We start from the raw sequence: 21818 nt of genomic DNA, 5'->3' as shown, positions 1-21818 counted from the left end.
TGATTGATGATGCAAAGAAATCTTAGATCAGAGAGTAGAATTGATTTTTCGCACCAGCCGGACGCTTTCCTCGGGGTAGCGATAAGCCATCACCCATCGCTTACGCGCGTGGTTGTGATGTCTTATCTGTCTCACTCATCCCGTAGGAGTCGCCGTCTGGCGCTCCAATCAATAAATGGGAACAGGTTTAACATCGATAAGGCGCTAATAAATTTACTCGCATAAGCGAAGCTGAAAAAATGTCACCAACCCAATTTCGTCATCTATTTTATGATTTTAGTAGTAATTGGAATGTCCTTTTTATAATGTTTACAGTCACCATAAAAAAATTGTTAGTCAAAATCAACGAATAACTTTAACAAAGCTTATATTTTTTAAATTCCTCTACATTTCACTATCAAGAGAATATGAAAAAACTGCTCTTCATATTCCACCTCACGAAAGAGCAGTTCTATTGATTTATTTATTAAGTTTAGTAGATTCCCTATAGAACTTCATGATTCAGCTGTTTACAGACTGACTTCCTCTATACAAATAGCTTTCTTATTTCTTACCGAAAAGCCTTTCCTCCAGCTAATTGTAACCATGAAGGCCGACACGACCAAGAGTCCACTTAATATATAGAAACATATGATAATTAATCCGGAAGAGACCATTCCTGTAAAAAGTGCAAGCAATAAAATTCTGATGAGTAAGCCAATAGAACGGAACAAACTATCAACTCTGCCAATAATCTTGTTCGGGACTTGATCCATAAGGAACGAATTTCTCGCTACTCGAGCCCCGCTGTTTCCGATAGCTAAAAACAACATTAACGATAGGTAAACAGGCAGCTCTACAAAAACAATCAAAGAAATGGCAACGGTATAAATAAGCACTCCTAATATAATAGTCTTCTCATTTCCTAGTTTTTTCGCAAGCATCGGAACAAATGCCCCTGCTAGCACTGCACCAGCAGCATATATCATTCCTTCTAAGCCATAAACGCTAGCATCCGCCTCTAGTACTTCCACTAAATAAACAGGAAACAAATAATTCGTCAGCATAACTCCTATAAAAGGCATAAAGGCAAATACCAAAAAAACGAACATGGCTGGACGTCCCATCATATAAACTAACCCATCCCAAGCTCTACCTTTCTCTTCCTTCTCTGCTTCTGATCGTTTCGCTCTGGTATAAGGAAGTTTAACATAGAAGTAAATAGCTGCTCCGTAAGTCAAAACATCTAATAGTAAAATAAAATGTAAATCCCATTTCATTAACAAAATACTAGCTACTCCTCCAGCTATCATGCTAGAAAGCTGCCCCTGTACCTCCATCGTCCCGTTTAAAGATTTATACTGATCCTTATGAAAAATTTCCTGATTCATCGCAAACATGGTTGGATAAAAAATAGTGTAATACAGACTGCCAATCATATAAATTAGTGTGTAATGCCAAATTTCATAGGATAAGCCCAAGAATCCAATGGAAGTGAAAAACAATAAGGCAACTAAACAAACTATTTCACTAATTAACAGTAACTTTTTTCTGGACATTCTATCTACTAACGAGCCAACAAAGGGCGTTATGATAAAACTAATGATAGTCATTGAAATCGTAATATAACCGAATACTGCGTTACCGTCTTCACTCGTCACGAGCATCCAGGGAATTGCTATCATTGTAATTCCTGAGCCTATAGAGGAAGCTATATTAGCCAATATGATCAGCCAAAATCTTGAGTCTTGATATAAATTTTTCATCGTCAAACACCCCTTCAAATATTCTTACTATTCTTAATGTAAGGGAATTGGCATAGATTGCATTCAGCCAATGGTCTTAAATCATCCTCATACCTTTGACCGAAGAAACCCACCTTTACAGTCAGATAAAGGTGGGTTTCTTTGTTTTATTTTAAGGTTTCCGTAAGATATAAGTCCTTTTGGATTTGTTTCAAAGCCTCCGTAAGCTCTATACGATAGAAAATAATTAAGTTTCTGGTTGCTCGCGAGACCATCGTGTAGAGAAGAAACTTGTCATTGGGCCCATCGTAAACCGATTGGTCAGCGTCTGCTATTAATACAGTCGTAAATTCAAACCCCTTTGCCATGTATCCTGGCATGATTAATATCCCTTTCATATATACCTTTTGTTCCTGTGATATTAGTTGAATAGAGGGAATGATATTCTTCAATTCCTCATAGAGCATCCGACAGCTTGCCATGTCCTTACATAATATAACCAAAGAGGTGTTGGTCTCATAATAAGAATCTACCACTGCTTTTATTTCCGTTAGCCGCTGCTCCTTATCCACTTTTTTTACTAATGGCTTTCTCCCACTCACTCCTAGCGAGAGGACCTTATCTTGCTTTAAAACAGCACTCATAAAATCTGTAATTTCATGCGTAGAACGATATGATTTGTTAAGTTCTACTATAGATATATCGGAAAGCTCCCTTGGTATCTGATCTTTTTCGGTTGGATGTACTACCTGGTTTTTATCTCCCAGCAAGGTAAAGTGAGCTTTCGGGAAAAGCTGCTGAATAGCTTTAAACTGAAGAAATGAATAGTCCTGTATTTCATCGATTACAATATGCTTGATGTCTAGGTTTCTGTCAATCCCTTTGATTCTAGCTTGTATATACATAAGTGGACCTAAATCTTCATAAAAAAGTTGTTTGGATTTTATTTGTCGAATCGTTAATTCATAGACTTTTCTAGCCTCCGTTGTATCCATACTCCTAATGGAACCCGTATAAATTTTCAGGATGTTAACGAATCCCAGTTCTTCTATTGCACTATGGAGGGGTGAGTACTGCTTTTCTATCTCTTTTTTACTCTGTCTAATCAAATCCTCGTCATCACCGATGTATTGGTCGACTCCTCTAAGTTCCTCGTATCTCCTCAAAATCGCTTGTTCCTTCCATTCCCTTAACCTAGGCATCAAGTGATTACGGATCTTTTTTAAACGGAAGTCTATTTCCAAGTTTGTATATTTTCGATAAAACAATTCTTGAAGCTCTGTAGCTGATATAAAAACTTTCTTGCCAATGCTTAATGTGTAAAAAGGTAATCCTGCCAATCCTAAATCCTGTAGGTATTGTACGAGATGAATTGCATAAGCATTTGAGTTTTTCCAGTAAAAGCTTTCCTGATGTATCAAGTCGGCGTTTTGTAGCCGCTCTACATTTTCATAAAAGGTCTCTGCCAATAATGGAAGACGCCTCATCCCTTTATATAAACGATAATAGGTTGAATGTACGACATTCTCCTCTCCTAATTCTGGTAAAACATTGGAAATATAATCATTAAACAAATCGCTTGGGGATATAAGCATAATATTTTTGGCGGAAAGCGTCCTGCGGTATTGATATAGAAGATAAGCGATGCGTTGCATAGCTACAGATGTCTTTCCACTTCCCGGTGGTCCTAGCACCATCATATTACGATGACTTTCTGAACGAATAACTGCATTCTGATCACTTTGAATGGTCGTCACAATACTCTTCATCTTTTGTTTTGCTGTATCCGTCAAAAGGCTTTGCAGCACCTCATCACCGATATACATGTCTGCATCGAATATTTGTAGAAGATTATCGTAGGAGATTTTAAATTGTCGGCGTCTTTGAATCTGGACGGGCACCATCTCTTCACTAGGAATTTGGTAGAACGCTTCACCTAACTTGTTTTCATAAAACAGACTGGATATAGGGGCACGCCAATCATGGATAATGATATCACCTGTATCTTCTTCACCAAACGTAGCGAGTCCAATATAAAGGCTCTCCAGTTGTTCATCCTCTATATCAATTCGTCCAAAATAGGCACTTTTATAGAGTAGCTCTAACTTAGAAAGCACGTCATTAACATGGATATAACGAAGTTCTTTTTCCTTGAGAGTAGGTAGTATGGTTGCAAAATCAATTCCACGTTCATCAGACAAATCTGAGAACTCCTTTGAAACGGATTGCCGCTCTTCTATTAGTTCACCTTTTTGCTTTTTAAGAAAAACTTGAAGAACATCTATATGTCCCGTTAGCTTTTCAACTACTGTGGTTAAATGTCGCTGTTCCTCATCCCAAATATGTTTTTCCATCCACTAACCTCCCTGACATAGCATGCTTATGTATTATTACAAAAAATTCTAACAATTTGCAGTCTTATAATAAAAAAATAAATCTGCTATAATGAATATATAAGAAAGGCAGAGACACTAGTGTCCCTGCCTTTTATAGTCTATGCAAATAAGCAAAAATTTATAAGAGTTACCTCAAGGCTATAGCTCTAAAGGTATTCCCTTTACCTTAAATCGTTTCTTTATAGACTACGTACCACTCTTCTTCTTTTTGTAGAATGTTGGTGCCTACCCAGCCTGCTTTAAGTAGCTTTTGCTGTTCCTCTATGTCAGACATTTTTATATTCATCTGATTTTCACCAAATACAATATAATCATTTCCGTCGAGCCTTTTGTAAAATATGTAACGTAGCATGTTGTCATACTTACGTTTGAGAGCTTTAATAACCATTCCTTGACTAAGCTTGTCCTTCAAGCTAGCAAAGTTAAAAGGTGCTACTGTTGCACAAATGTATGTGTACGGAGAATTCTGCAGGAGCTCCATTACTAGGTCTGCTAGTTTTCTTTGAAGACCGTAGCCTCGATACTCTGGATGGACATTTGTAATTTCCTGATAAACTACATCACCTAGCTGCTCTTCCGAAAGACCAATGTCATAGCCAAGGTGATTCTCATCCATCACTGGGATGGCAAGCGTTCGAAATGCAATCAGCTCATCATCAGCGAATACCCCTACCATTAATCGATGCTTAAGAGAGTCTTCAAATTCCTCTTTTGTTAGAGGCTGTAAAAACTCTTTGTTCTCTAAATGCTGGAGAACAATGCTCTGTAACGCTAAAATTTGTTCCATGTTGTCTATTGTTAATTCTCTAGCTGGATAATCTTTTTTCCCTAGACTGACAGTCCACTCTTTCATTGACGCACTTCCTCTTACTTCATGACTTTTACGGAGAACTCGGTTAACTCTTTTAACATATTTTCATCCACATCAATTCCTAAACCCGGACACTCATTCAGTTTAATAAATGGGACATCATAGCGCAAATTCCCAACGTCCTTCGAGAATTTAAGTGGACCGGTCAATTCGACACTCGTAAATGCTTTTTTAGAAAATGCCACATGAAAACCTGCTGCTGAACCAATAGAAGACTCTACCATCGAGCCAATCTGGCATTCCATTCCAGCCATTTCTGCCATATGAGCGAGTTTCATAGCAGGGTATATACCCCCACATTTCATCAGCTTGATATTCACCTTATGCGCGGCTTGTTTTTCTATTAATTCACGCATGTCTCGTATTCCTCTCAACCCTTCATCCATCATAAGCGGGGTACTAGTTTTTGCCTTGACCTCTACCATCCCATTGAAGTCGTCGGCCATAACGGGCTGCTCTAGCCAATCTAATCCGGTATGCTCCAACTGACGCATGGCAGAAATTGTGTTCGCACTGTTCTTCCACCCTTGGTTTACGTCCACTCGGATAGCAACCTCATTACCTACTTTTTCTCTAACGGCTTGTATACGTTGTACATCCGCCTGTACTTCTGTTCCAACCTTCATTTTAAACGATGTATAGCCCTCTTTCATACGTTTTTCTGCTTCCTCTGCCATAGACTCTGGTGATCCTATGCTCAATACATGAGTAACTGGAAATTGCTCGTGATAACGCCCACCTAACAATTGGTATACAGGTACGCCTAGTTTTTTACCAACTACATCGTAACAAGCAATATCTAAGGCTGCTTTAGCTGCTGGAGCTTGATAGACCGCCTTATCCATTTTTTCATGCAGTCGCTCAAATTCCATTGGATTTTCTCCAATCAAAGCCGGAGCTAACGTATTTTTCAGCATCGCATAAGTGCTCTCCCACGTTTCCCCTGTTACATGCTCGTCTGCTACTGCCTCCCCATATCCAATTAAACCTTCTTCTGTTGTTAGCTTAACTATAATCGAAGGCATATCATCGTATGTATGATAGCTGATGATAAATGGGGCAATTAATGGTAATCTAATAGCATAAATTTCTATTTCTTTAATTTTCATATTTTTCTAACTTCCTTTACATTTTTATATTTTTTAGTTATAGTTGTCGTTAAATAGTCGTTAATGTTTTAAAAAAAGGAGGATGTCATGCAAACACGTATAGCAGTACTTGGTTCTAGAAACTTTATAGATCGCTTGAAGCTTTTCGAACAAGAAATTCCTTCTATCCGTTTGGATTATTATCAATATCATACTCCAAAAGAAGCAAAGGAACTACTAAAAAATATAAAACCATGCGACGCTGTATTTTTCTCCGGTTCGCTCCCCTACCTATATGCAGTACAGGAGAGAGAGCTGTTGCCGGTACCTTCCTATTATTTAAAACAGGATGGTACTTCTGTTGCCACTACATTATTAGCAACCTGCAGTACCCCTATGCATCATATTTCCATGGATTTAATGGAACCAGCCCTTGTAGAGAGTGTCCTTCAGGATATTAATCAAACTGCTTCTGTCCCCTTCCTTATGCAAGTAGATCCTGCATTCTCTTTAGAGGAAGTGACTTCCTTTCATATAAACCTACAAAGGAACGAAAAAACAAAATTGGCTATCACCTCTGTGCACGCAGTTTATGAGACCCTGGTACAAAGGGGAATACCTGTTATACGAATGATTGATCCTAAAAACTCTATTTTAAAGTCCCTTGAAGAAACTAGGTCATTGGCATTACTCACAAAAAGTGAGGCTGCTAAGATTGCCGTTTGTTCCATCTCCCTTACCGAACAAGACATGAACACAGCAACAGCATTAAAAAGAATTACAGATTCGATTGATGCTTCTATTGTGAAAGCAGATGACCTCCTCTATTTGCTATTTACTACTCAAGGTAAGGTTCAGCAAGCCTTAGAGCACAATAAGGTTAATAATTGGCTTGAGTTTTTTAGTACACCAATTCGTATTGCCTTTGGTTATGGAACGACAGCAATAGAAGCAAGTGAAAATGCAAAAGATGCTTTAGCACATGCGACAGAAAATACAGTCTTCCTTATGAATGAGAAAAAACAATTGACTAGCCCACTCTTCCAGGAAGAGAACAAGATCAATTTAAGAACGAGCGATCCTAGGCTAGTTGTATTGGCGAAGGAAACAACTTTAAGTCCAGCAAATCTATCTAAAATTATGCTTTTTAGTCGCCTCCATCATTCAGTTGAGTTTACGGCACATGATTTAGAGATCTTTTTAAAGGTCAGCCGCAGGACTACCGAAAGGATACTAAAGAAGCTGTTGAACAAAGGTTATGCATCCATTGTTGGGGAAGAAATGACGTACCAGCAAGGCCGTCCCCGAGCGATTTATGAATTTAATTTTCCTACCTACCAATAAATATGTATAGGCATCAACTAATCTTTTTATCAGTATTCAATCATGAAACCTATAAAAAAGAAAGTTCAGCTTGTCACTGAACTTTCTTTTTTACGCTTCGGCAATCTCTTTGTTTAAAATCTCTTGCTTTTCTTCCTCTGTAATTTTTACAATGGAGAACCCTACCGCTGCATAGATAATAGATATAATTGGCACTGTAAAGTTTAATATTGCATAGGGAGCATATTCATAAGCCCCTACTCCTAATGTTCCTAATATGAAAACGCCACATGTGTTCCAAGGTATGAACACAGAAGTCAATGTCCCTCCATCCTCTAAAGCTCGTGATAGGTTTTTAGAGTGGAGTCCCATATTCGTATATGCTTTAGAAAACATTCTCGCTGGCACAACGATGGAGATATATTGCTCAGAGCATGTCGCATTCGTTGTAAAGCAAGCTAATATAGTAGAAGCTATCATCGAAAAAGCAGTCTTTGCTAGCTTTAAAATTTGATTCATAATAGATTGAAGCATCCCTGAAAATTCGAGAATACCACCAAATGTCATCGCCACAATGGTCATCGACACGGTATACATCATGGAATCCAATCCACCACGATTAAATAGTTCATCCACCATTGTGTTACCTGTTTTAATCTCAAACCCACTTTGAAGAGCACTAACAGCTGATGCTACATCTCCCCCTTGTACAAAAATTTGAGAAAGGAATCCTAGTAAAATCCCCACCACTAAAGCTGGTATAGCAGGTACCTTTACAGCAACTAATACAATTACTGCTAACGGGATTAATAACAACCATGGAGATATTACAAAGCTTTGATCAAGTACATTTATTGTTTGCTGTATGCTCTCCTGATCAATACTGCTATTTTTGTATTTCATTCCTAACAGACCGTAAGCTACTAACGCAATAATAGCTGCTGGTATAGTTGTATAAAACATGTGTCGGATATGTACGAACAAATCTGTCCCTGTAAGACCAGCTGCAAGATTGGTAGTATCAGAAAGCGGGGACATCTTGTCTCCAAAATAAGCTCCAGAAATAACTGCACCAGCAATCATAGCAGCTGGAATCCCCATGCTTAGACCAATCCCCATACCTGCAACCCCGATAGTCCCCATCGTAGACCAGGAGCTACCAATGGCAAGAGAGACAATCATACAAATCACACAAATAGTGACTAAAAAGAATGCTGGTGTAATAATTTTTAGACCAAAATAAATCATGGTCGCAACTACACCGCCACCGATCCAAGCTCCTATTATGAGGCCGACCAATATAATGATGACTACAGCTGGAAGCGCTAGTTTGATCCCCTTATACATCATTTCCTCGACTTCATCCCATTTAAAGCCATGCTTCCAAGCAACCATAGCTGCTACGATTGTACCAACTATTAGCGGAATGTGAGGACCTTGCTCCAGCTTAACGACAGCTATAACCATTGTTATAATCATTACTAGTAAAGGCGTTACAGCCCATATTAATGACATTTCTTTTTTCTCTGTTTGTTCCTTCTTTTCTACCATTCCACTTCACCCCTTCGCGACTTTTTCAATTATTAGAAATTGTCGTTTATTAGTCGCTATTAGGGATATATTAATCTTTTATTAAAAATTCGTCAATCTTTTTTGGCAATTTGTAAAAGCGTTTTCATAAGGACTTGAGCGCCTATATAAAGGGCTTTACGGTCAAAAGACATATGTGGATGATGAAGACCGGGAGAAAGGTCTGCACCGACCCCAATCATAGTAGCCTTTAAATCCGGCTGTCTAATCGTATAAAAATGGAAATCATCACTACCAGATGTGATAACCTCTTCCGCCAGGCTCTCTTCTCCTATTGCTTCCACGATACCCTCTCTTGCTATTAAAGCAGCCTCATTGGAGACTTCTGCTCCTGGAGTGATATCCTGCCATTCCCATTCTATATCTATATCAAAAAGAGCTTGAAGAGCATGTAAATTCTTTTCAATTTGTACTTTCATTTGTTTTAGCACACTATTCTTTTGAGCGCGTGCATCAATTGAAAAGCTCGCTGTACCAGGAATAATATTAGAGCTCTCACCGCCAGCCTGAATTTTAGTTAGTTTCGCGGAATATGCTTCAAAAGGAGAAAAATATAAGTTCTTTAAGGATTGATGTATAGCGACTGCTACATCAATTGCATTCTGCCCTTGATGAGGTCTGGCTCCATGGGCATCCATTCCTTTAATCTTACCTTCAAGAAACATAGCTGCTCCGTGATGAATTGCTGGTGAGACCTTACCAAAAGGTAGTTCTTCTATCGGTCTTAAGTGCACACCAAAGAGATGCGTAACTCCTTCAAGCGCTCCTCTATCGACCATAGAATTCGCACCATTTCCTTTTTCTTCTGCAGGCTGGAAGATGAAACGAATACGTTTATTTAATTTTTCATCCTTCAATAAAAGAAGGGCTCCTAAAACCATAGAGATATTAGCGTCGTGACCACATGAATGATTGGCTCGGTAAACCCCGTCCACTTCCTGCCACAAAGCATCTATATCTGCACGAATTGCTATTACTTCGTCACCTTCTCCTATCTCTGCTAGGAGGCCGGTTACATCATTAAAAAGTCGGTAAGGTACATTGAGCGAATCAAGAATTTCTGTTATTTTTTTCGTTGTTTCGAATTCCTTCCAGCTAACTTCGGGGTATTTATGAAAATGTTCAAACCACTCTAAAATTTGAGATTCTACCTGCATCTTTTCTCATTCTCCCTTTACACTTTTTTATTTTTAGAGCTTTTTTGAAGCCCCAATTTTTTACTTTATGATTTCACATACACGGCCAATTTGACCATCTGTGAGTCTTACTTTAATACCGTGTGGATGAAAGGAAGAATTCGTTAAAATATCTTGAACGATTCCTTTTGTTTTGTTACCGGTACGCTGATCCTTCTTCAAAATAATATAAACTTCTAGTCCTGCGTGAATGTCTTTTCTATTTTGTCCGTTCATATAATCACCTCTTTTTGTATCGTACCACTTTCATATCATGCTTACATCCATTTGTTTAATTGAAACCGGTTTTCCTTAGTAAGTTTTAGAAGAAATGGGCGCCATCTTATATTTAGTACACTACAACTGCTAATAACAGCTATGTTCTTTGGAAAAAGCAAGAGTTCATGCTATACTGTGAAAGAATTTTCATTACAAAAGGAGTGTTTTATAATGGCGAAAAAAGGTTATTTCCTTATGGAATCTGGGGACAAAATTGAATTTGAACTATATCCAAACGAAGCACCAAACACAGTAGCTAACTTTGAAGAATTAGCTAACAGTGGTTTCTACAATGGTGTAGTGTTCCACCGTGTAATTCCTGGTTTTGTAAGCCAAGGTGGAGACCCAACTGGTACAGGTATGGGCGGAAGCGGTAAAACTATTAAATGTGAAACTGCTGGAAATCCTCACAAACACGAAGCTGGAAGCCTTTCTATGGCTCACGCTGGAAAAGACACTGGGTCAAGCCAATTCTTCATCGTTCACGAACCACAACCACATTTAAACGGTGTTCACACTGTTTTTGGTAAAGTAACTAGTGGTTTAGAAGTAGCAAAAGCTATGAAAAACGGCGACAAAATGGAAAAAGTCGAAGTATTCGACGAAGCTTAAGTTAGATATTTTAGGTCTTGGGGTGATTAATTCCAAGGCCTATTTTAAATAACAAAGTCACACCCCTCCCCCCAGCTAAATCCCCAGTATCGTATATCACTGAACAATAAAAACAGAGCAGTACATTTTAGGAGGTAAAAGGATGAAGGATTTCCATTGCTGTGCAACTTGCATTCATTTTAGCAGTGAAAAAACGACTAAAGGCATGCATTATAAATGCAAACGATTAGGCTTTCAAACTGAACCCTCTTATAAATTCAACTGTTGGAACCCAAAAGAGAATGTAAGAAAGCTAATGGAGAAGACAGACACTAGTAAGTCTTAATAAATTAAACTAAATATTACAACTATATATTTACACCGCTTATCCATTATTGTATATTTTATATATAACCAAAAGGTTATGTGATGAGGAGGTCATTTGTTGACGGACATTTATAGAGCAATAGCAGATCCCATACGTCGTCGTATCCTCACCATATTGTCTCAAAAGGAATGTACTCAAACCGAGCTAGTTGATCATTTCCCAATCTCCCAGCCTGCAGTAAAAAAACATCTCACTATATTGCTAGAAGAGGAATTAATTGAGGAAAGGCGAGAAGGGAAATATCGTCTCTATCGTTTAAAGCAAGACAATTTTGCTGTTCACTATAAAAAATTGCAAGAAGAGATTGGCTTGATATTAGAGGATAAGCTCACGAAGCTAAAAAACTATTTAGAGGAGGATTAAAATTGGAGAAAGTTGTTCAGTCGGTTCAAAGGAAAATCTTCATAAAATCTACACCTGAGAGGGTATGGAGAGCACTTACACAAGCAGACGAACGTAATGCCTGGGAAACCAGAAGCTGCGAAATGGATATTAGAATCGGCGGACAGGTAACCCTAGATTATGGGTGGGGCGCTAGCTATGTAGGAACTATAATAGAGTTAGAGGAAGAACAAAAGCTCGTTTTGCAAGGGAACGACAAGCAATTGACCACATGGACCATTACTACTGAAGCAGATGGTGTCCTTGTCTCCATTGAATATACAGGTTCTTGGACTGGGGACATTGGCTTAATGGAAATGGACAATATGCTTTTTGGTACTTATCAGTTCATGTTAAACCTTAAGAGTGTATTAGAAAAGGAAATGGATTTACGCAAAAACTTTTGGAAAAGTTGGATTGGTGTCTTGCATCGTACTGCGGATAAACGAGAAGGAACTAAAGTAGTTCAAGTAATAGCCTCTACTCCAGCGGATGGGTTAATAGAAGTAGATGACGTGATTACAGCAGTAAATGGAAATCCGATTCAATGCTATGACGACTTGGAAAGGTATGTATTTTCATGTAATCCCGGACAAAATTTAATTATTTCTCTTAATCGAAATGGGCATGAACTGCCGGTTAGCCTTCATACGGTTGGTTTTGGTCAATTCAATTAATTCTGCTATATTGGAATCCAAGTAGGCCCTCCTTCGAGAGCCTACTTTATGTTAGGAAGAATCCATCTCTCGTCACTAAGCGTAAAGGCTTATCCATCAACCGTCTCGCTTCGCCACCTACAGCTTTATAAGATCTACCCTCTTAAGCACTTTCCTTCCAACTCATTGCATCGATTTTTAATAACAGTACTTCAGTTCTTAAAACATCTCAGCAAAACCCATTACGTTGTAAATAAATTCCTTTTATAGTCATAATTAATTATTTTTTTAATATTTGGTTACTATATTACAATATAGTAACAATTATAATATAAATTTGTATATTTATACCTTTTATATGTTTTTGTAGGTATAATAAATTATAACAAAATAGTGATAGGCGGAGGTGTACCTATGTTTCTAATCACTCGCAAAATCAATGGTACAACAGAGACCTTGAAAAATTCCAACAGCCAATTCAATAAAACTTTTACAACTTATGAGGATGCCCATAAGTTTGTTCTAAAGTTAAATAATAATATTATTCCTTCTAAGCATTGGAAGGTTACCGAAGAGACGATGGAAGTTACAAACGAGCAGTCATAGCTGCTCGTTTTTTTATTACAGTTTTACTTACCTGTCCAATCCCACCATATCCCGTCAATACTAGTGAACCCAATATTTTTTTGTTTCGCCTAAAAAATAATATGAAAAATCGTTACATATTCATCAGTCTAACCCTATCCCTCTACATATAAATAAGATAACTCTTAGCGAGGAGGAGGTGTTAATAATGAGTTATTCAAATTATTGTGGTGGTGGCTACGGTGGTGGATACGGCGGTAACACTGGCGGTGGCGGTTACCCAGGCGGCGGAGCTGGCATGGGTTCTGGATTTGCTTTATTAGTTGTTTTATTTATTCTTTTAATCATCGTAGTTGGTACTTTCGGATATGGAAGTGGCGGCGGTTATGTTGGCGGAGAGTCCTGCTAAATAAATGTGTTAATGTTCCTCCTAGTTACTATACTTCACCTCACAAGACGGGCTTTTAGGAGCCTGTCTTTTTTTATTACATGTAGTTATTTTATAATGAGTTTAAGAGCTCAGCATAATTATTTTTTGGAGTATTTACTTCCTTCGAAACTGGATAAGCCTGCATTAGGTTTGATTCATAAGGGTTGAGCATTGCTTTAAGCCTATCTTTATCACGAAGGTTGGGATCTAACCAATTCCCGAACTTTTCTGGTGGAAGTATGACTGGCATACGATCATGAATAGTCTTTACTAAAGAATTAGCTTCGGTAGTGAGAATAGTGCAGGAATGAACCGTTTCTTCATTATCCCTTTTCCAGGTCTCCCATATTCCCGCTACTCCAAATAGTTCATTGTTTTTCATTTTTATAAGCATTGGAACCTTTTCCTTTTCATTTACGGTCCATTCATAAAAGGAATTCATAGGTATGATACATCTTCGTTGTGTAAAAGCATTACGATAGCTAGGTTTTTCATCAACTGTTTCAGACCTTGCATTGATCATTTTGTAACCTATCTTCTCGTCCTTTGCCCAGCTGGGTATTAAACCCCACCGTAGCTGCCCCATTCTATTGCTGGTTCCATCGTTAATAATAGCTACGACAGACTGAGAAGGGGCTATATTATAATTAGGATAATAATCCTCTTCATTGGATACAAACTGCACATCAAATTGTTCTTTGATCTGTTCCATATCCGTATATAGACTAAAACGCCCACACATAAGTGAACCTTCCTTTCTAATTACCTGTCCTATATCCTTTTCCTATTTATCGTTCGTTCAAACGCAGACAAAAATTAAAAAGATCCCTAGAGTGTTTTACTCTAGAGACATTTTCTATAAGAGAAATGAAATACCAATAATGAGCACGATAGGTCCTAAAATAAATAACCAAGCTAGCGGTCTTGCAAAGTTGACAGACCAGCCAACTCCAAAGCGTTTTTCTACAAAAACACTTGGATCATCTTTGTTGATATAGAAAATACCGCCCTTCCAAAATCGATCATCATCTACAGAAGTAATATGAGGATTTCCTACAACCGCTTCTTCCTCCCCTACTTTCAAACGTGATCCTCCTTGACCAACTCTTACAGTAAAAATAGCTACACTAGCAAAAGCTAGCACCAAAAATCCTATTGGTAAAGCAATCATAACAAGGGAAGAGGTTATTTCAGGATGTATAGTCTGTAACTGAAGATATCCCATCAGCAAGGTGACTCCTACCGACATGACAAAAGAGAGCCAGCTAGAGTATTTCCGAAATGCAAGCTGCTGCTTAACGGAAGTTTTTTTGCGTTGAGGGCTAATGCTTGTTCCCGACATTTTAATTCCCTCGCTAGTAAATAAAAACATTACCTGCACTATCAATAAAATTAGTGGAAGGGAAATAACAGTAAGATAGCTTTTCTCACTAAAAGCATCCGCTTCCCCAGTTGGACCCCAATGAGTAGGAATCATGTCCGGCATCTGTGGATATTTTAAAAGCGTATAAAATATAAGCCCAATCGATACAATCATGGGAATAATAAATAAAATTCTCGGCAGCAGTTGAAGCTTCTCTTGAAATCCTAAATCTACTACTTTCACTTCATTTTTGTCGGAAAACCAGCGACGCTGCTCCTTTAATTTCTTCATTTTCGTATGCATGATGAAGTAATAGGCGACGCTCAAAAATAGAACACCAATTTGAACTCCAACACTAACAAGAGCTAATACTTCTTCCTGAGGATTTTGAAGCAACGCCCAAGCAATATAGCCCGCAAAAATTACTAACCCAACAAAAAGTACTACAGCTGTGTATCTATTTTTTAACTGAAGGATTTCCTTGTCCTTTTCATGCTGCTCAGGAACGTTTACACCAAACACAATCGTTGGTTTTAAAAATTTTGGAATGTATGCCTGTAAAATTGTAATAAATAAAAGAATAAATCCAAATAACAACAAAATCATTATTTACCCCTCCTTAATTTGTCGAACAAGCTCTCGTACCATTACAACCATTTCTTCCTCTGAAAGTTGCAATACCATCCCCTCTGCTAACAATGGGCGAATCTGTTCAGCTAACACTTGCTTTTGTTGATCTGTTGCTTTTTCCATACCTTTTGGTTGTATAATTACCCCTGACTTCGGAACAATTTGAATGAAATCTTTCTCCTCCAAAAGATGATAAGCCTTATTAACCGTATGCATATTCATACCCAAATCACTGGCAAAGCTTCTAACAGATGGCAAGGAATCCCCTGGCTTTAGTTCTCCTCTAGCCATTCCTTCCATCAATTGTTGCGCTAGCTGTAAATAGATCGGCACAGATGAATTCGGCTTTATCTCTATAAACATTTCATGACCTCCTATTTACCTCTTGTTCTATATATATTATAACACTCTGTTCTATATGTAGTATATCAAAATGTTTTTATTTTTGGCTAATCCATTGTTTTACTGGATAATCTTGGGTCGTTTTACGACAATCCGCGCCTCAATTACTACAATCCAGGCTTCGTTTACTACAATCCCTCACTCTTTTACTACAATCACTGGAAATTTTACGACAATCCCTTTCCAGGCTTATTTCCCTGACTCGATTTACTACAATCAAGCATTCATTTACTACAATCCCTCATTCTTTTACTACAATTAACTGAAGTTTTACGACAATCCCGATCCAATCCTGATGCTTATCAATAACTACGGAGCCCTTCACACTTACCATTCTTCCGCAAACAGGACTCATTCCAACAAAAAAAGCCGACAAGATCTCTGAGGATCTTGCCGGTTCCAAATATGTTTATTATCCTTTTACTGTTAACTCTACTAAGCGTTGAGCAGAAGCTTTTACTTCTTCCATACCTGCTGAGATAATTTCTTGTGCTTTAGCAGGCATAGCATTGTGACCTTCAATAATTACTTCATCAATGATTTGCATACCGAATACTCCACCAAATACTGCACGCATATAGTTTACAGCCATTTCCATTGGCGCTGCCTCAGGTGTAGAATAAATTCCACCACGAGCGTTTAAGAAGATTGCTTTTTTATCTGTCATTAATTGAACCATGTTGCCTTGTGCATCATATTTAAATGCAAAGCCTGCAGCATATACATAATCAATAAAAGTTTGTAATTTAGCAGGGATTGTTAGATTCCATAATGGGAATGCAAATACTACAACATCTGCAGCAGTTAATAGATCCATTGCTTTTTGTTTAGCTGCTAATAAGCGAGATTCAACGTCCGTCAACTCTCCACCAGTTTGTACTTTACCGAAAGCATTGAAAAGGTCTTGTCCGAAGTATGGAGTATCCTCTTCATATACATCATAAACTGTTACGTTTACATCTTTACCTTCAAGTTCAGCCATGAAAGTTTCATACATTTTACTTGAAATCGCTTCTGTTGCTGGTCGGTTATTTGCTTTTACTACTAATACGTTCATTTTTATAACTCCTCTATAATATCCATATATTTTTATATTTTTATTTATCTCAAATTCGAGACTTCCTTATATTATATTAATATAAGAAGACTGTCAAAAGGTTAGCTCCTGTTAGTTATTTGCTTCTATGTTTTTCTTATCCTTGGAAACTTTAACTATTAATGTATTTGTTATACTATTTATATAAAGGGAGGTGCATTTCTTGGAGGATATTATTGCTATCTTTATTTTTTCAACTATTGGCTTATCCTTGCTGAGTTTAATCGCTATGGGTGGCTACGTAACAGTGAAACAACAGCAGCATAAACAAAAGGAATTAGAGATAGAACTTTTGCGTTTAGAAAACGAGGCTTTTATGCTTTTGGAGCGAAAAGCTATGCGAGAAGAAAAGCATCTAGAGGAACCTAAGAATTGAATATAAAAAGGTGCTCCTTGTAAATAACTTCACAAAGAGCACCTTATAGAATTGTTGTTTAAAGTCCTATTACATGAGTGGTGTCAGGAGATCTGCGGTCAAATATAAAGCCGTTTGCCCGATAAAAAGCATCCGCTTTCATGGATTCGGTTTTAGTCGTGATTTCGTTGAACTGACCTTTAGCATCCTCTAAAATTGCTTTAAAAAGTTCACTGCCGATTCCTTTTCTTCGATAATCAGGCAACGTATAAAAACGATGCAATCTAGCAGAATCTGCTCCTAAAACATCTCGATTTAAGCCTCCAATTGCCACTAGCTCTCCTTCATTCCAAGCACCATATAGTGCCTCCCCTTGCTCACTAAACCTGTTTGTACCGTCCTCATACTCAGTAGCTAGCCTGGATACAAAACGGTACCCTTCTTTTTCGCTTTCTTGAATTAGCTTGGATACGTCGACCTCATTCAAATCAGAAATTCTTCTTACTTCGATTGCCATATACGCTCCTCCATTCTATTTGTAAAAACGAACTCCTAGTAACTTTCGATATACAGAAGCGAATAACCTCTATTACATCAATATATTTCTATCCTTCCACAAATAGAATGTCATCATTCACGTACCCATTAAATCTTATTTTCTGATGCAGGCTCGTCTTAAAAAAAGTAAAAAAAGACTGCGCTTAAAAGCACAGTCCTTTAGCAAACGAAATTAGATAGCAGCTAATCTTGCTTCTACTTCTTCATCCGTCAATTTATGTTCTACAATATAGCGATTACGCGGGTGTACACGACATTCGTGTGAACAGCTGCGAAGATACTTATGTTCATTTTCTTCCGAACATAGAATTTTGTCATTACAGTCCGGATTTGCACAGTTTACATAACGTTCACAAGGCTCTCCAGTGAAATGATCTTTCCCTACAACCACATGCTCTACTTGGTTAATCGGAACAGCAATACGCTCATCAAATACGTACATTTGACCGTCCCATAGCTGACCACGAACTTCTGGGTCTTTACCATAGGTAGCAATACCTCCGTGCAGTTGAGCAACATCTTCGAATCCTTCTCTAACTAACCAACCAGAGAATTTTTCACAGCGAATTCCGCCTGTGCAATACGTTAATACCTTTTTACCTTCAAAAAGCTCTTTATTATCGTGAATCCATTCAGGAAGATCACGGAAGTTTTTGATATCTGGACGGATTGCTCCGCGGAAATGACCTAAGTCAAATTCATAATCGTTACGAGCATCGATAACTATTGTGTCTTCGGCTTGCATTTGCTCATAAAATTCTTTTGGAGACAGGTATTTACCTGTTAATTCATTAGGATTGATATCTTCCTCTAATCCTAAGTGAACAATTTCACGCTTAGGGCGAACGTGCATTTTCTTAAATGCATGTCCTTCCGCTTCATCTATTTTAAACACCATGTCAGCAAAACGTTCGTCTGCTTTCATCATGTCCATGTATGCGTCTGTTTGTTCAATTGTTCCGGAACAAGTTCCGTTTATACCTTCATTCGATACTAAAATACGCCCTTTTAACCCAAGTTCCTTACATGCAGCAAGATGTTCTTGTGCAAATGTTACTGGATCTTCAATCGGGACATATTTGTAGTAAAGTAATACTCTGTATGCATTTGTGTCCATTTTTTACTCCACCTTTTCAAATTTTGTCCATCAATTTATCATAACAAATTTAAAGGGAGAAGTTAAATAGTTAGTTTTGTCAAAAAATAATCACGAAATAATTCAAAGAGTTTTAATGTCTGATAAGTCTAACAGGAAAGCCATTTTCCACTTATAACTTTAAGGTTTTATTTTTCTTTATATGGAATTGTTTGTAAAATGTTACACTTGAACTAGTAATGATCATCGCAAACAATATTTTAGTTGTGATGATAAATAAATTTACTGACGGGGGTTTACATGGATAGTTTTTTCATAATACTTTTAGTCTTTTTTATCGTTGCTGCCAATATTATTGGATTTCTAACTTACAGAAAAAAGAAAAGTCTATATTACTCCGCTTTTACTATATTATATCTAGGGGTTTTGTTTGGCTCCATCGGTGGTGCAATAACCGTATTTGTTATTAATGATCCTTTTGCAATATTTTACGGTCTTCAAGTAGCATACTATCTACTAATAAATAGTGTTATTGTTTTTCTAATTGCCATTTTAGCAAGCGCAATAAAAAGATTTAACAACAAAACAATATGATTCGAGACTAGACAGTTTTGACCTGGGTTTTAGGTTTTCTAACTATTCTCAGTCCTTTTTGAATATAAATCATATATGTCCAATTGTTGCGTGGGTCATTTTCAGCTCATTTATTTTATTTAAAGAGATTCATAAACAAGTAGTACCCGCCAATCAATGACAAGGTAAAAGAAGCGTACGAAAGATATATAGAAGATAGAGACGAAAAACAAACTTAATGCAAGAACGCGAAAACGAAAAAGTTTTTTCTTTTTGAAAAACAGTAATGTGCATTAAGATAGGAGAATTTCTTTGAATAATAAATTTAAGATTTTGATGATCTTATTAACTTTTTTCGCCATTGTATGTTTGGCTGTATCTTTTTTTAGCCAAGACAAAAAGAACGCAGAAGAATTTGCAAACAAAGTCTTTTCTACTCCTCTACCTCCTAAGACAAAAGAGCTTGATCGTGGATTTGACTTTGGAGTTGCGTATGGTGGAGGACCATGGGGGAGTGGGGGACGACCAACTGTCGTTGTCTACAAAAAGTTATATTCTGAACTTAGCGAAAAAGAAGTACATGATTATTATAAGGAAAGAGGTTTCGAAATTTACTTTGACGGTGACGAAGAGCTTAAAAAGACCTCTAATGGTAAGAGATTTTGGTATGAAGGAAAGGAACGCAAGAATTTAAGTACTAAAGATAATACTGAAGAACCTATAAAATTCATTATTCAGATAAGAAAGGAGTTTACTTCTGCATTTGGAGATTTAGCTAGATATTAAAGTAAGCTCGGAGATTCATAATTAACCGCCCTGTATCCTTTCTTTAAATTACTTAAAAAACAAGCAGAAAGCCTAAGCTCTCTACTTGTTTTATTATTTTGTTCTATTAGCAATCTCGATTGCGCGGTTAGTTCCTTCTGCCGCTGCATCTAACGCTTCTTTAGGGTCCATCCCTTGATATAAATTCTCCAACGCCGTCACGATTTGCTGACGAGATTCTGGGAACACCGATATTAAGGCACCCTGAGTAGCGATAGATGGCTCTGTGCTTTGTAGCTGTTCTACTGTTACTTTTAACTGTGGCATCTCTTCCCATGCTTCTTTAACAATGTCTGCTTCATATGCAGATGGGTTAATCGCAAAGTATCCTGTATCTAAATGCCATTTAGCTTGAACTTCCGGAGTAGTTAAATACTTCATGAACTCCCAAGCTGCTTTTTGCTCAATTTCAGCAATTCCTTTAGACATCCATAGAGAGGCTCCTCCAATTACAACGCCTTTACGATCTACTTCGTCTGCATAAGGAATGTATGCAGCGCCCACTTCAAATGGTGCATTATCAATAATTCCTCGTACACCTGCGGAGGAATCCATATACATAGCTACCTTCCCTGATTGGAAAGCTGCACGAATGTCATCCCAGTTCGTTCCGAAGTTACCAAATGTACCAGCCTCGTTCATAGTATTTAAGAATTCAAACACGCGTTGACCTTCTTCTCCATTAAAAACCGCTTCTGTCGCGTCACCAGCACGACCGTTATCTTCATTTACATAAAGTCCACCTTGTGTGGCTACTAGCTGCTCGAAGAACCAGCCGTATGTTAGCATAGAAAAGCCTTTCATCTCATCTGTTTTAAGCTTAGCTGCTGCATCAATTATCTCCTGGAACGTTTTAGGAGGGTTCTCAGGATCCAAGCCGGCTGCTTTAAATGCATCCTTGTTGTATAGCATTACTGGCGTAGAGGAGTTAAATGGCATAGAATATAGCTCTCCATCAAGAGAATAATAATTTAAGATATTCTCCTCTAATTGAGACAAGTCATAGTTATCTTCATCGATAAACTTTTGCATTGGCTCGATAAATCCACTTTCAATCATATATTTAGTACCTACCTCAAACACCTGCGTTATGGCCGGAGCGTCTGCAGTACCTCCAACACTACGAAGCTTAGTTAACGATTCTTCATATGATCCTTGGAATTCTGCCTTTACCTCGTAATCATCCTGGGATGCATTAAAGTCAGCGACAATATTATCAAGAGCTGTTTGCCCTGAACCTGACATCGCGTGCCAAAAGGAGATGACTGTTTTACCTTCTTCGGATTTTTCAACATCCTCGTCGCTTTTTTGTACAGGTTCTGTCGATGAACTGTCATCACTATTTGTACATGCAGCTAATGCTAGAATACCTAACAAAATCATGAATAACGATGTAAACTTAAACTTCTTTCTCATGTCATACACCTCTTTTTTTAGTTTGGA

General features: G+C 37.7%; 24 protein-coding genes. 9 read left to right on the top strand and 15 right to left on the bottom strand.

What is annotated here, in order from left to right; all coding sequences use genetic code 11:
* Positions 1-509: 509 nt before the first annotated feature.
* From MKY09_RS00810 to MKY09_RS00795, 4 genes are all read right to left on the bottom strand, one after another.
* Entirely contained in the window at positions 510-1745 is a 1236-nt protein-coding gene (locus MKY09_RS00810) for an MFS transporter (protein ID WP_342567345.1), read from the bottom strand.
* Positions 1746-1891: 146 nt separating this feature from the next.
* Positions 1892-4078 (bottom strand): RNA polymerase recycling motor HelD, encoded by a 2187-nt coding sequence (helD, locus tag MKY09_RS00805; protein WP_342567344.1) that lies wholly within the window; start codon positions 4076-4078, stop codon positions 1892-1894.
* A gap of 208 nt (positions 4079-4286) precedes the next feature.
* Complete coding sequence (locus tag MKY09_RS00800) at positions 4287-4973, bottom strand: GNAT family N-acetyltransferase (protein ID WP_340886329.1); 687 nt, start codon at positions 4971-4973, stop codon at positions 4287-4289.
* Positions 4974-4987: 14 nt separating this feature from the next.
* Complete coding sequence (locus MKY09_RS00795) at positions 4988-6100, bottom strand: dipeptide epimerase (protein ID WP_340886327.1); 1113 nt, start codon at positions 6098-6100, stop codon at positions 4988-4990.
* An 87-nt stretch (positions 6101-6187) separates the two neighbouring features.
* On the opposite strand from MKY09_RS00795, the gene MKY09_RS00790 reads away from it, so the two are divergent.
* Positions 6188-7423 carry a hypothetical protein gene (locus MKY09_RS00790; RefSeq protein WP_340886325.1) on the top strand — a complete coding sequence of 412 codons (1236 nt, stop codon included), beginning with the start codon at positions 6188-6190 and terminating at the stop codon, positions 7421-7423.
* 90 nt (positions 7424-7513) lie between these two features.
* Here the strand turns inward: MKY09_RS00790 and nhaC are convergent, their stop codons facing one another.
* From nhaC to MKY09_RS00775, 3 genes are all read right to left on the bottom strand, one after another.
* Positions 7514-8953 (bottom strand): Na+/H+ antiporter NhaC, encoded by a 1440-nt coding sequence (nhaC, locus tag MKY09_RS00785; protein ID WP_340886323.1) that lies wholly within the window; start codon positions 8951-8953, stop codon positions 7514-7516.
* 92 nt (positions 8954-9045) lie between these two features.
* Positions 9046-10149, bottom strand: coding sequence for an amidohydrolase (locus MKY09_RS00780; protein ID WP_340886320.1), 1104 nt, complete (start codon positions 10147-10149; stop codon positions 9046-9048).
* Between the two features lie 60 nt (positions 10150-10209).
* The gene (locus MKY09_RS00775; protein WP_169359290.1) at positions 10210-10404 is read right to left on the bottom strand and encodes a YwbE family protein; all 195 of its coding nucleotides are present in this window, start codon (positions 10402-10404) and stop codon (positions 10210-10212) included.
* A 213-nt stretch (positions 10405-10617) separates the two neighbouring features.
* On the opposite strand from MKY09_RS00775, the gene MKY09_RS00770 reads away from it, so the two are divergent.
* From MKY09_RS00770 to MKY09_RS00745, 6 genes are all read left to right on the top strand, one after another.
* A complete protein-coding gene (locus MKY09_RS00770) occupies positions 10618-11058 on the top strand; it encodes a peptidylprolyl isomerase (RefSeq protein WP_169359291.1) in 441 nt (146 codons plus the stop codon).
* Positions 11059-11200: 142 nt separating this feature from the next.
* The gene (locus tag MKY09_RS00765; RefSeq protein WP_340886314.1) at positions 11201-11383 is read left to right on the top strand and encodes a hypothetical protein; all 183 of its coding nucleotides are present in this window, start codon (positions 11201-11203) and stop codon (positions 11381-11383) included.
* 99 nt (positions 11384-11482) lie between these two features.
* Positions 11483-11788 (top strand): metalloregulator ArsR/SmtB family transcription factor, encoded by a 306-nt coding sequence (locus MKY09_RS00760; RefSeq protein ID WP_169359292.1) that lies wholly within the window; start codon positions 11483-11485, stop codon positions 11786-11788.
* Between the two features lie 2 nt (positions 11789-11790).
* Positions 11791-12483 (top strand): SRPBCC domain-containing protein, encoded by a 693-nt coding sequence (locus MKY09_RS00755; protein WP_340886311.1) that lies wholly within the window; start codon positions 11791-11793, stop codon positions 12481-12483.
* 393 nt (positions 12484-12876) lie between these two features.
* The gene (locus MKY09_RS00750; RefSeq protein WP_169359294.1) at positions 12877-13068 is read left to right on the top strand and encodes a hypothetical protein; all 192 of its coding nucleotides are present in this window, start codon (positions 12877-12879) and stop codon (positions 13066-13068) included.
* A 187-nt stretch (positions 13069-13255) separates the two neighbouring features.
* A complete protein-coding gene (locus tag MKY09_RS00745; protein WP_340886307.1) occupies positions 13256-13456 on the top strand; it encodes a YjcZ family sporulation protein in 201 nt (66 codons plus the stop codon).
* Positions 13457-13547: 91 nt separating this feature from the next.
* Here the strand turns inward: MKY09_RS00745 and MKY09_RS00740 are convergent, their stop codons facing one another.
* From MKY09_RS00740 to MKY09_RS00720, 5 genes are all read right to left on the bottom strand, one after another.
* Complete coding sequence (locus MKY09_RS00740; RefSeq protein ID WP_340886305.1) at positions 13548-14219, bottom strand: SOS response-associated peptidase; 672 nt, start codon at positions 14217-14219, stop codon at positions 13548-13550.
* A gap of 114 nt (positions 14220-14333) precedes the next feature.
* A complete protein-coding gene (locus tag MKY09_RS00735; protein ID WP_340886303.1) occupies positions 14334-15446 on the bottom strand; it encodes a DUF5808 domain-containing protein in 1113 nt (370 codons plus the stop codon).
* Between the two features lie 3 nt (positions 15447-15449).
* Complete coding sequence (locus MKY09_RS00730) at positions 15450-15833, bottom strand: GntR family transcriptional regulator (protein WP_340886300.1); 384 nt, start codon at positions 15831-15833, stop codon at positions 15450-15452.
* A 280-nt stretch (positions 15834-16113) separates the two neighbouring features.
* Positions 16114-16275, bottom strand: a complete 162-nt coding sequence (locus tag MKY09_RS00725) for a hypothetical protein (protein WP_340886298.1) — start codon at positions 16273-16275, stop codon at positions 16114-16116.
* Between the two features lie 9 nt (positions 16276-16284).
* The gene (locus MKY09_RS00720; protein ID WP_169359299.1) at positions 16285-16929 is read right to left on the bottom strand and encodes an FMN-dependent NADH-azoreductase; all 645 of its coding nucleotides are present in this window, start codon (positions 16927-16929) and stop codon (positions 16285-16287) included.
* A 202-nt stretch (positions 16930-17131) separates the two neighbouring features.
* Between MKY09_RS00720 and MKY09_RS00715 the strand changes: the two genes are divergently transcribed.
* Positions 17132-17344 carry a hypothetical protein gene (locus MKY09_RS00715; protein WP_169359300.1) on the top strand — a complete coding sequence of 71 codons (213 nt, stop codon included), beginning with the start codon at positions 17132-17134 and terminating at the stop codon, positions 17342-17344.
* Positions 17345-17402: 58 nt separating this feature from the next.
* On the opposite strand, the gene MKY09_RS00710 is transcribed toward MKY09_RS00715, so the two are convergent.
* Positions 17403-17840 carry a GNAT family N-acetyltransferase gene (locus tag MKY09_RS00710; protein ID WP_340886295.1) on the bottom strand — a complete coding sequence of 146 codons (438 nt, stop codon included), beginning with the start codon at positions 17838-17840 and terminating at the stop codon, positions 17403-17405.
* A 213-nt stretch (positions 17841-18053) separates the two neighbouring features.
* Complete coding sequence (locus tag MKY09_RS00705; RefSeq protein WP_340886292.1) at positions 18054-18998, bottom strand: rhodanese-related sulfurtransferase; 945 nt, start codon at positions 18996-18998, stop codon at positions 18054-18056.
* Positions 18999-19862: 864 nt separating this feature from the next.
* Between MKY09_RS00705 and MKY09_RS00700 the strand changes: the two genes are divergently transcribed.
* Positions 19863-20336 carry a hypothetical protein gene (locus tag MKY09_RS00700; RefSeq protein ID WP_340886288.1) on the top strand — a complete coding sequence of 158 codons (474 nt, stop codon included), beginning with the start codon at positions 19863-19865 and terminating at the stop codon, positions 20334-20336.
* 93 nt (positions 20337-20429) lie between these two features.
* On the opposite strand, the gene MKY09_RS00695 is transcribed toward MKY09_RS00700, so the two are convergent.
* Positions 20430-21791: an ABC transporter substrate-binding protein gene (locus MKY09_RS00695; RefSeq protein ID WP_342567343.1), complete on the bottom strand. Its 1362-nt coding sequence runs from the start codon at positions 21789-21791 to the stop codon at positions 20430-20432.
* Between the last annotated feature and the right edge of the window lie 27 nt (positions 21792-21818).

The organism is Psychrobacillus sp. FSL K6-4046 (genome assembly GCF_038624605.1).
In the GTDB taxonomy this organism is placed as follows: Bacteria; Bacillota; Bacilli; order Bacillales_A; family Planococcaceae; genus Psychrobacillus.
This window is presented reverse-complemented; position numbering and strand designations above follow the sequence as displayed.

Bases quoted from the DNA above. Each gene is read 5' to 3' on its own strand.
- MKY09_RS00810 (WP_342567345.1), bottom strand. From the start codon at position 1,745: ATGAAAAATTTATATCAAGACTCAAGATTTTGGCTGATCATATTGGCT.
- helD (WP_342567344.1), bottom strand. From the start codon at position 4,078: ATGGAAAAACATATTTGGGATGAGGAACAGCGACATTTAACCACAGTA.
- MKY09_RS00800 (WP_340886329.1), bottom strand. From the start codon at position 4,973: ATGAAAGAGTGGACTGTCAGTCTAGGGAAAAAAGATTATCCAGCTAGA.
- MKY09_RS00795 (WP_340886327.1), bottom strand. From the start codon at position 6,100: ATGAAAATTAAAGAAATAGAAATTTATGCTATTAGATTACCATTAATT.
- MKY09_RS00790 (WP_340886325.1), top strand. From the start codon at position 6,188: ATGCAAACACGTATAGCAGTACTTGGTTCTAGAAACTTTATAGATCGC.
- nhaC (WP_340886323.1), bottom strand. From the start codon at position 8,953: ATGGTAGAAAAGAAGGAACAAACAGAGAAAAAAGAAATGTCATTAATA.
- MKY09_RS00780 (WP_340886320.1), bottom strand. From the start codon at position 10,149: ATGCAGGTAGAATCTCAAATTTTAGAGTGGTTTGAACATTTTCATAAA.
- MKY09_RS00775 (WP_169359290.1), bottom strand. From the start codon at position 10,404: ATGAACGGACAAAATAGAAAAGACATTCACGCAGGACTAGAAGTTTAT.
- MKY09_RS00770 (WP_169359291.1), top strand. From the start codon at position 10,618: ATGGCGAAAAAAGGTTATTTCCTTATGGAATCTGGGGACAAAATTGAA.
- MKY09_RS00765 (WP_340886314.1), top strand. From the start codon at position 11,201: ATGAAGGATTTCCATTGCTGTGCAACTTGCATTCATTTTAGCAGTGAA.
- MKY09_RS00750 (WP_169359294.1), top strand. From the start codon at position 12,877: ATGTTTCTAATCACTCGCAAAATCAATGGTACAACAGAGACCTTGAAA.
- MKY09_RS00745 (WP_340886307.1), top strand. From the start codon at position 13,256: ATGAGTTATTCAAATTATTGTGGTGGTGGCTACGGTGGTGGATACGGC.
- MKY09_RS00740 (WP_340886305.1), bottom strand. From the start codon at position 14,219: ATGTGTGGGCGTTTTAGTCTATATACGGATATGGAACAGATCAAAGAA.
- MKY09_RS00735 (WP_340886303.1), bottom strand. From the start codon at position 15,446: ATGATTTTGTTGTTATTTGGATTTATTCTTTTATTTATTACAATTTTA.
- MKY09_RS00730 (WP_340886300.1), bottom strand. From the start codon at position 15,833: ATGTTTATAGAGATAAAGCCGAATTCATCTGTGCCGATCTATTTACAG.
- MKY09_RS00720 (WP_169359299.1), bottom strand. From the start codon at position 16,929: ATGAACGTATTAGTAGTAAAAGCAAATAACCGACCAGCAACAGAAGCG.
- MKY09_RS00710 (WP_340886295.1), bottom strand. From the start codon at position 17,840: ATGGCAATCGAAGTAAGAAGAATTTCTGATTTGAATGAGGTCGACGTA.
- MKY09_RS00705 (WP_340886292.1), bottom strand. From the start codon at position 18,998: ATGGACACAAATGCATACAGAGTATTACTTTACTACAAATATGTCCCG.
- MKY09_RS00695 (WP_342567343.1), bottom strand. From the start codon at position 21,791: ATGAGAAAGAAGTTTAAGTTTACATCGTTATTCATGATTTTGTTAGGT.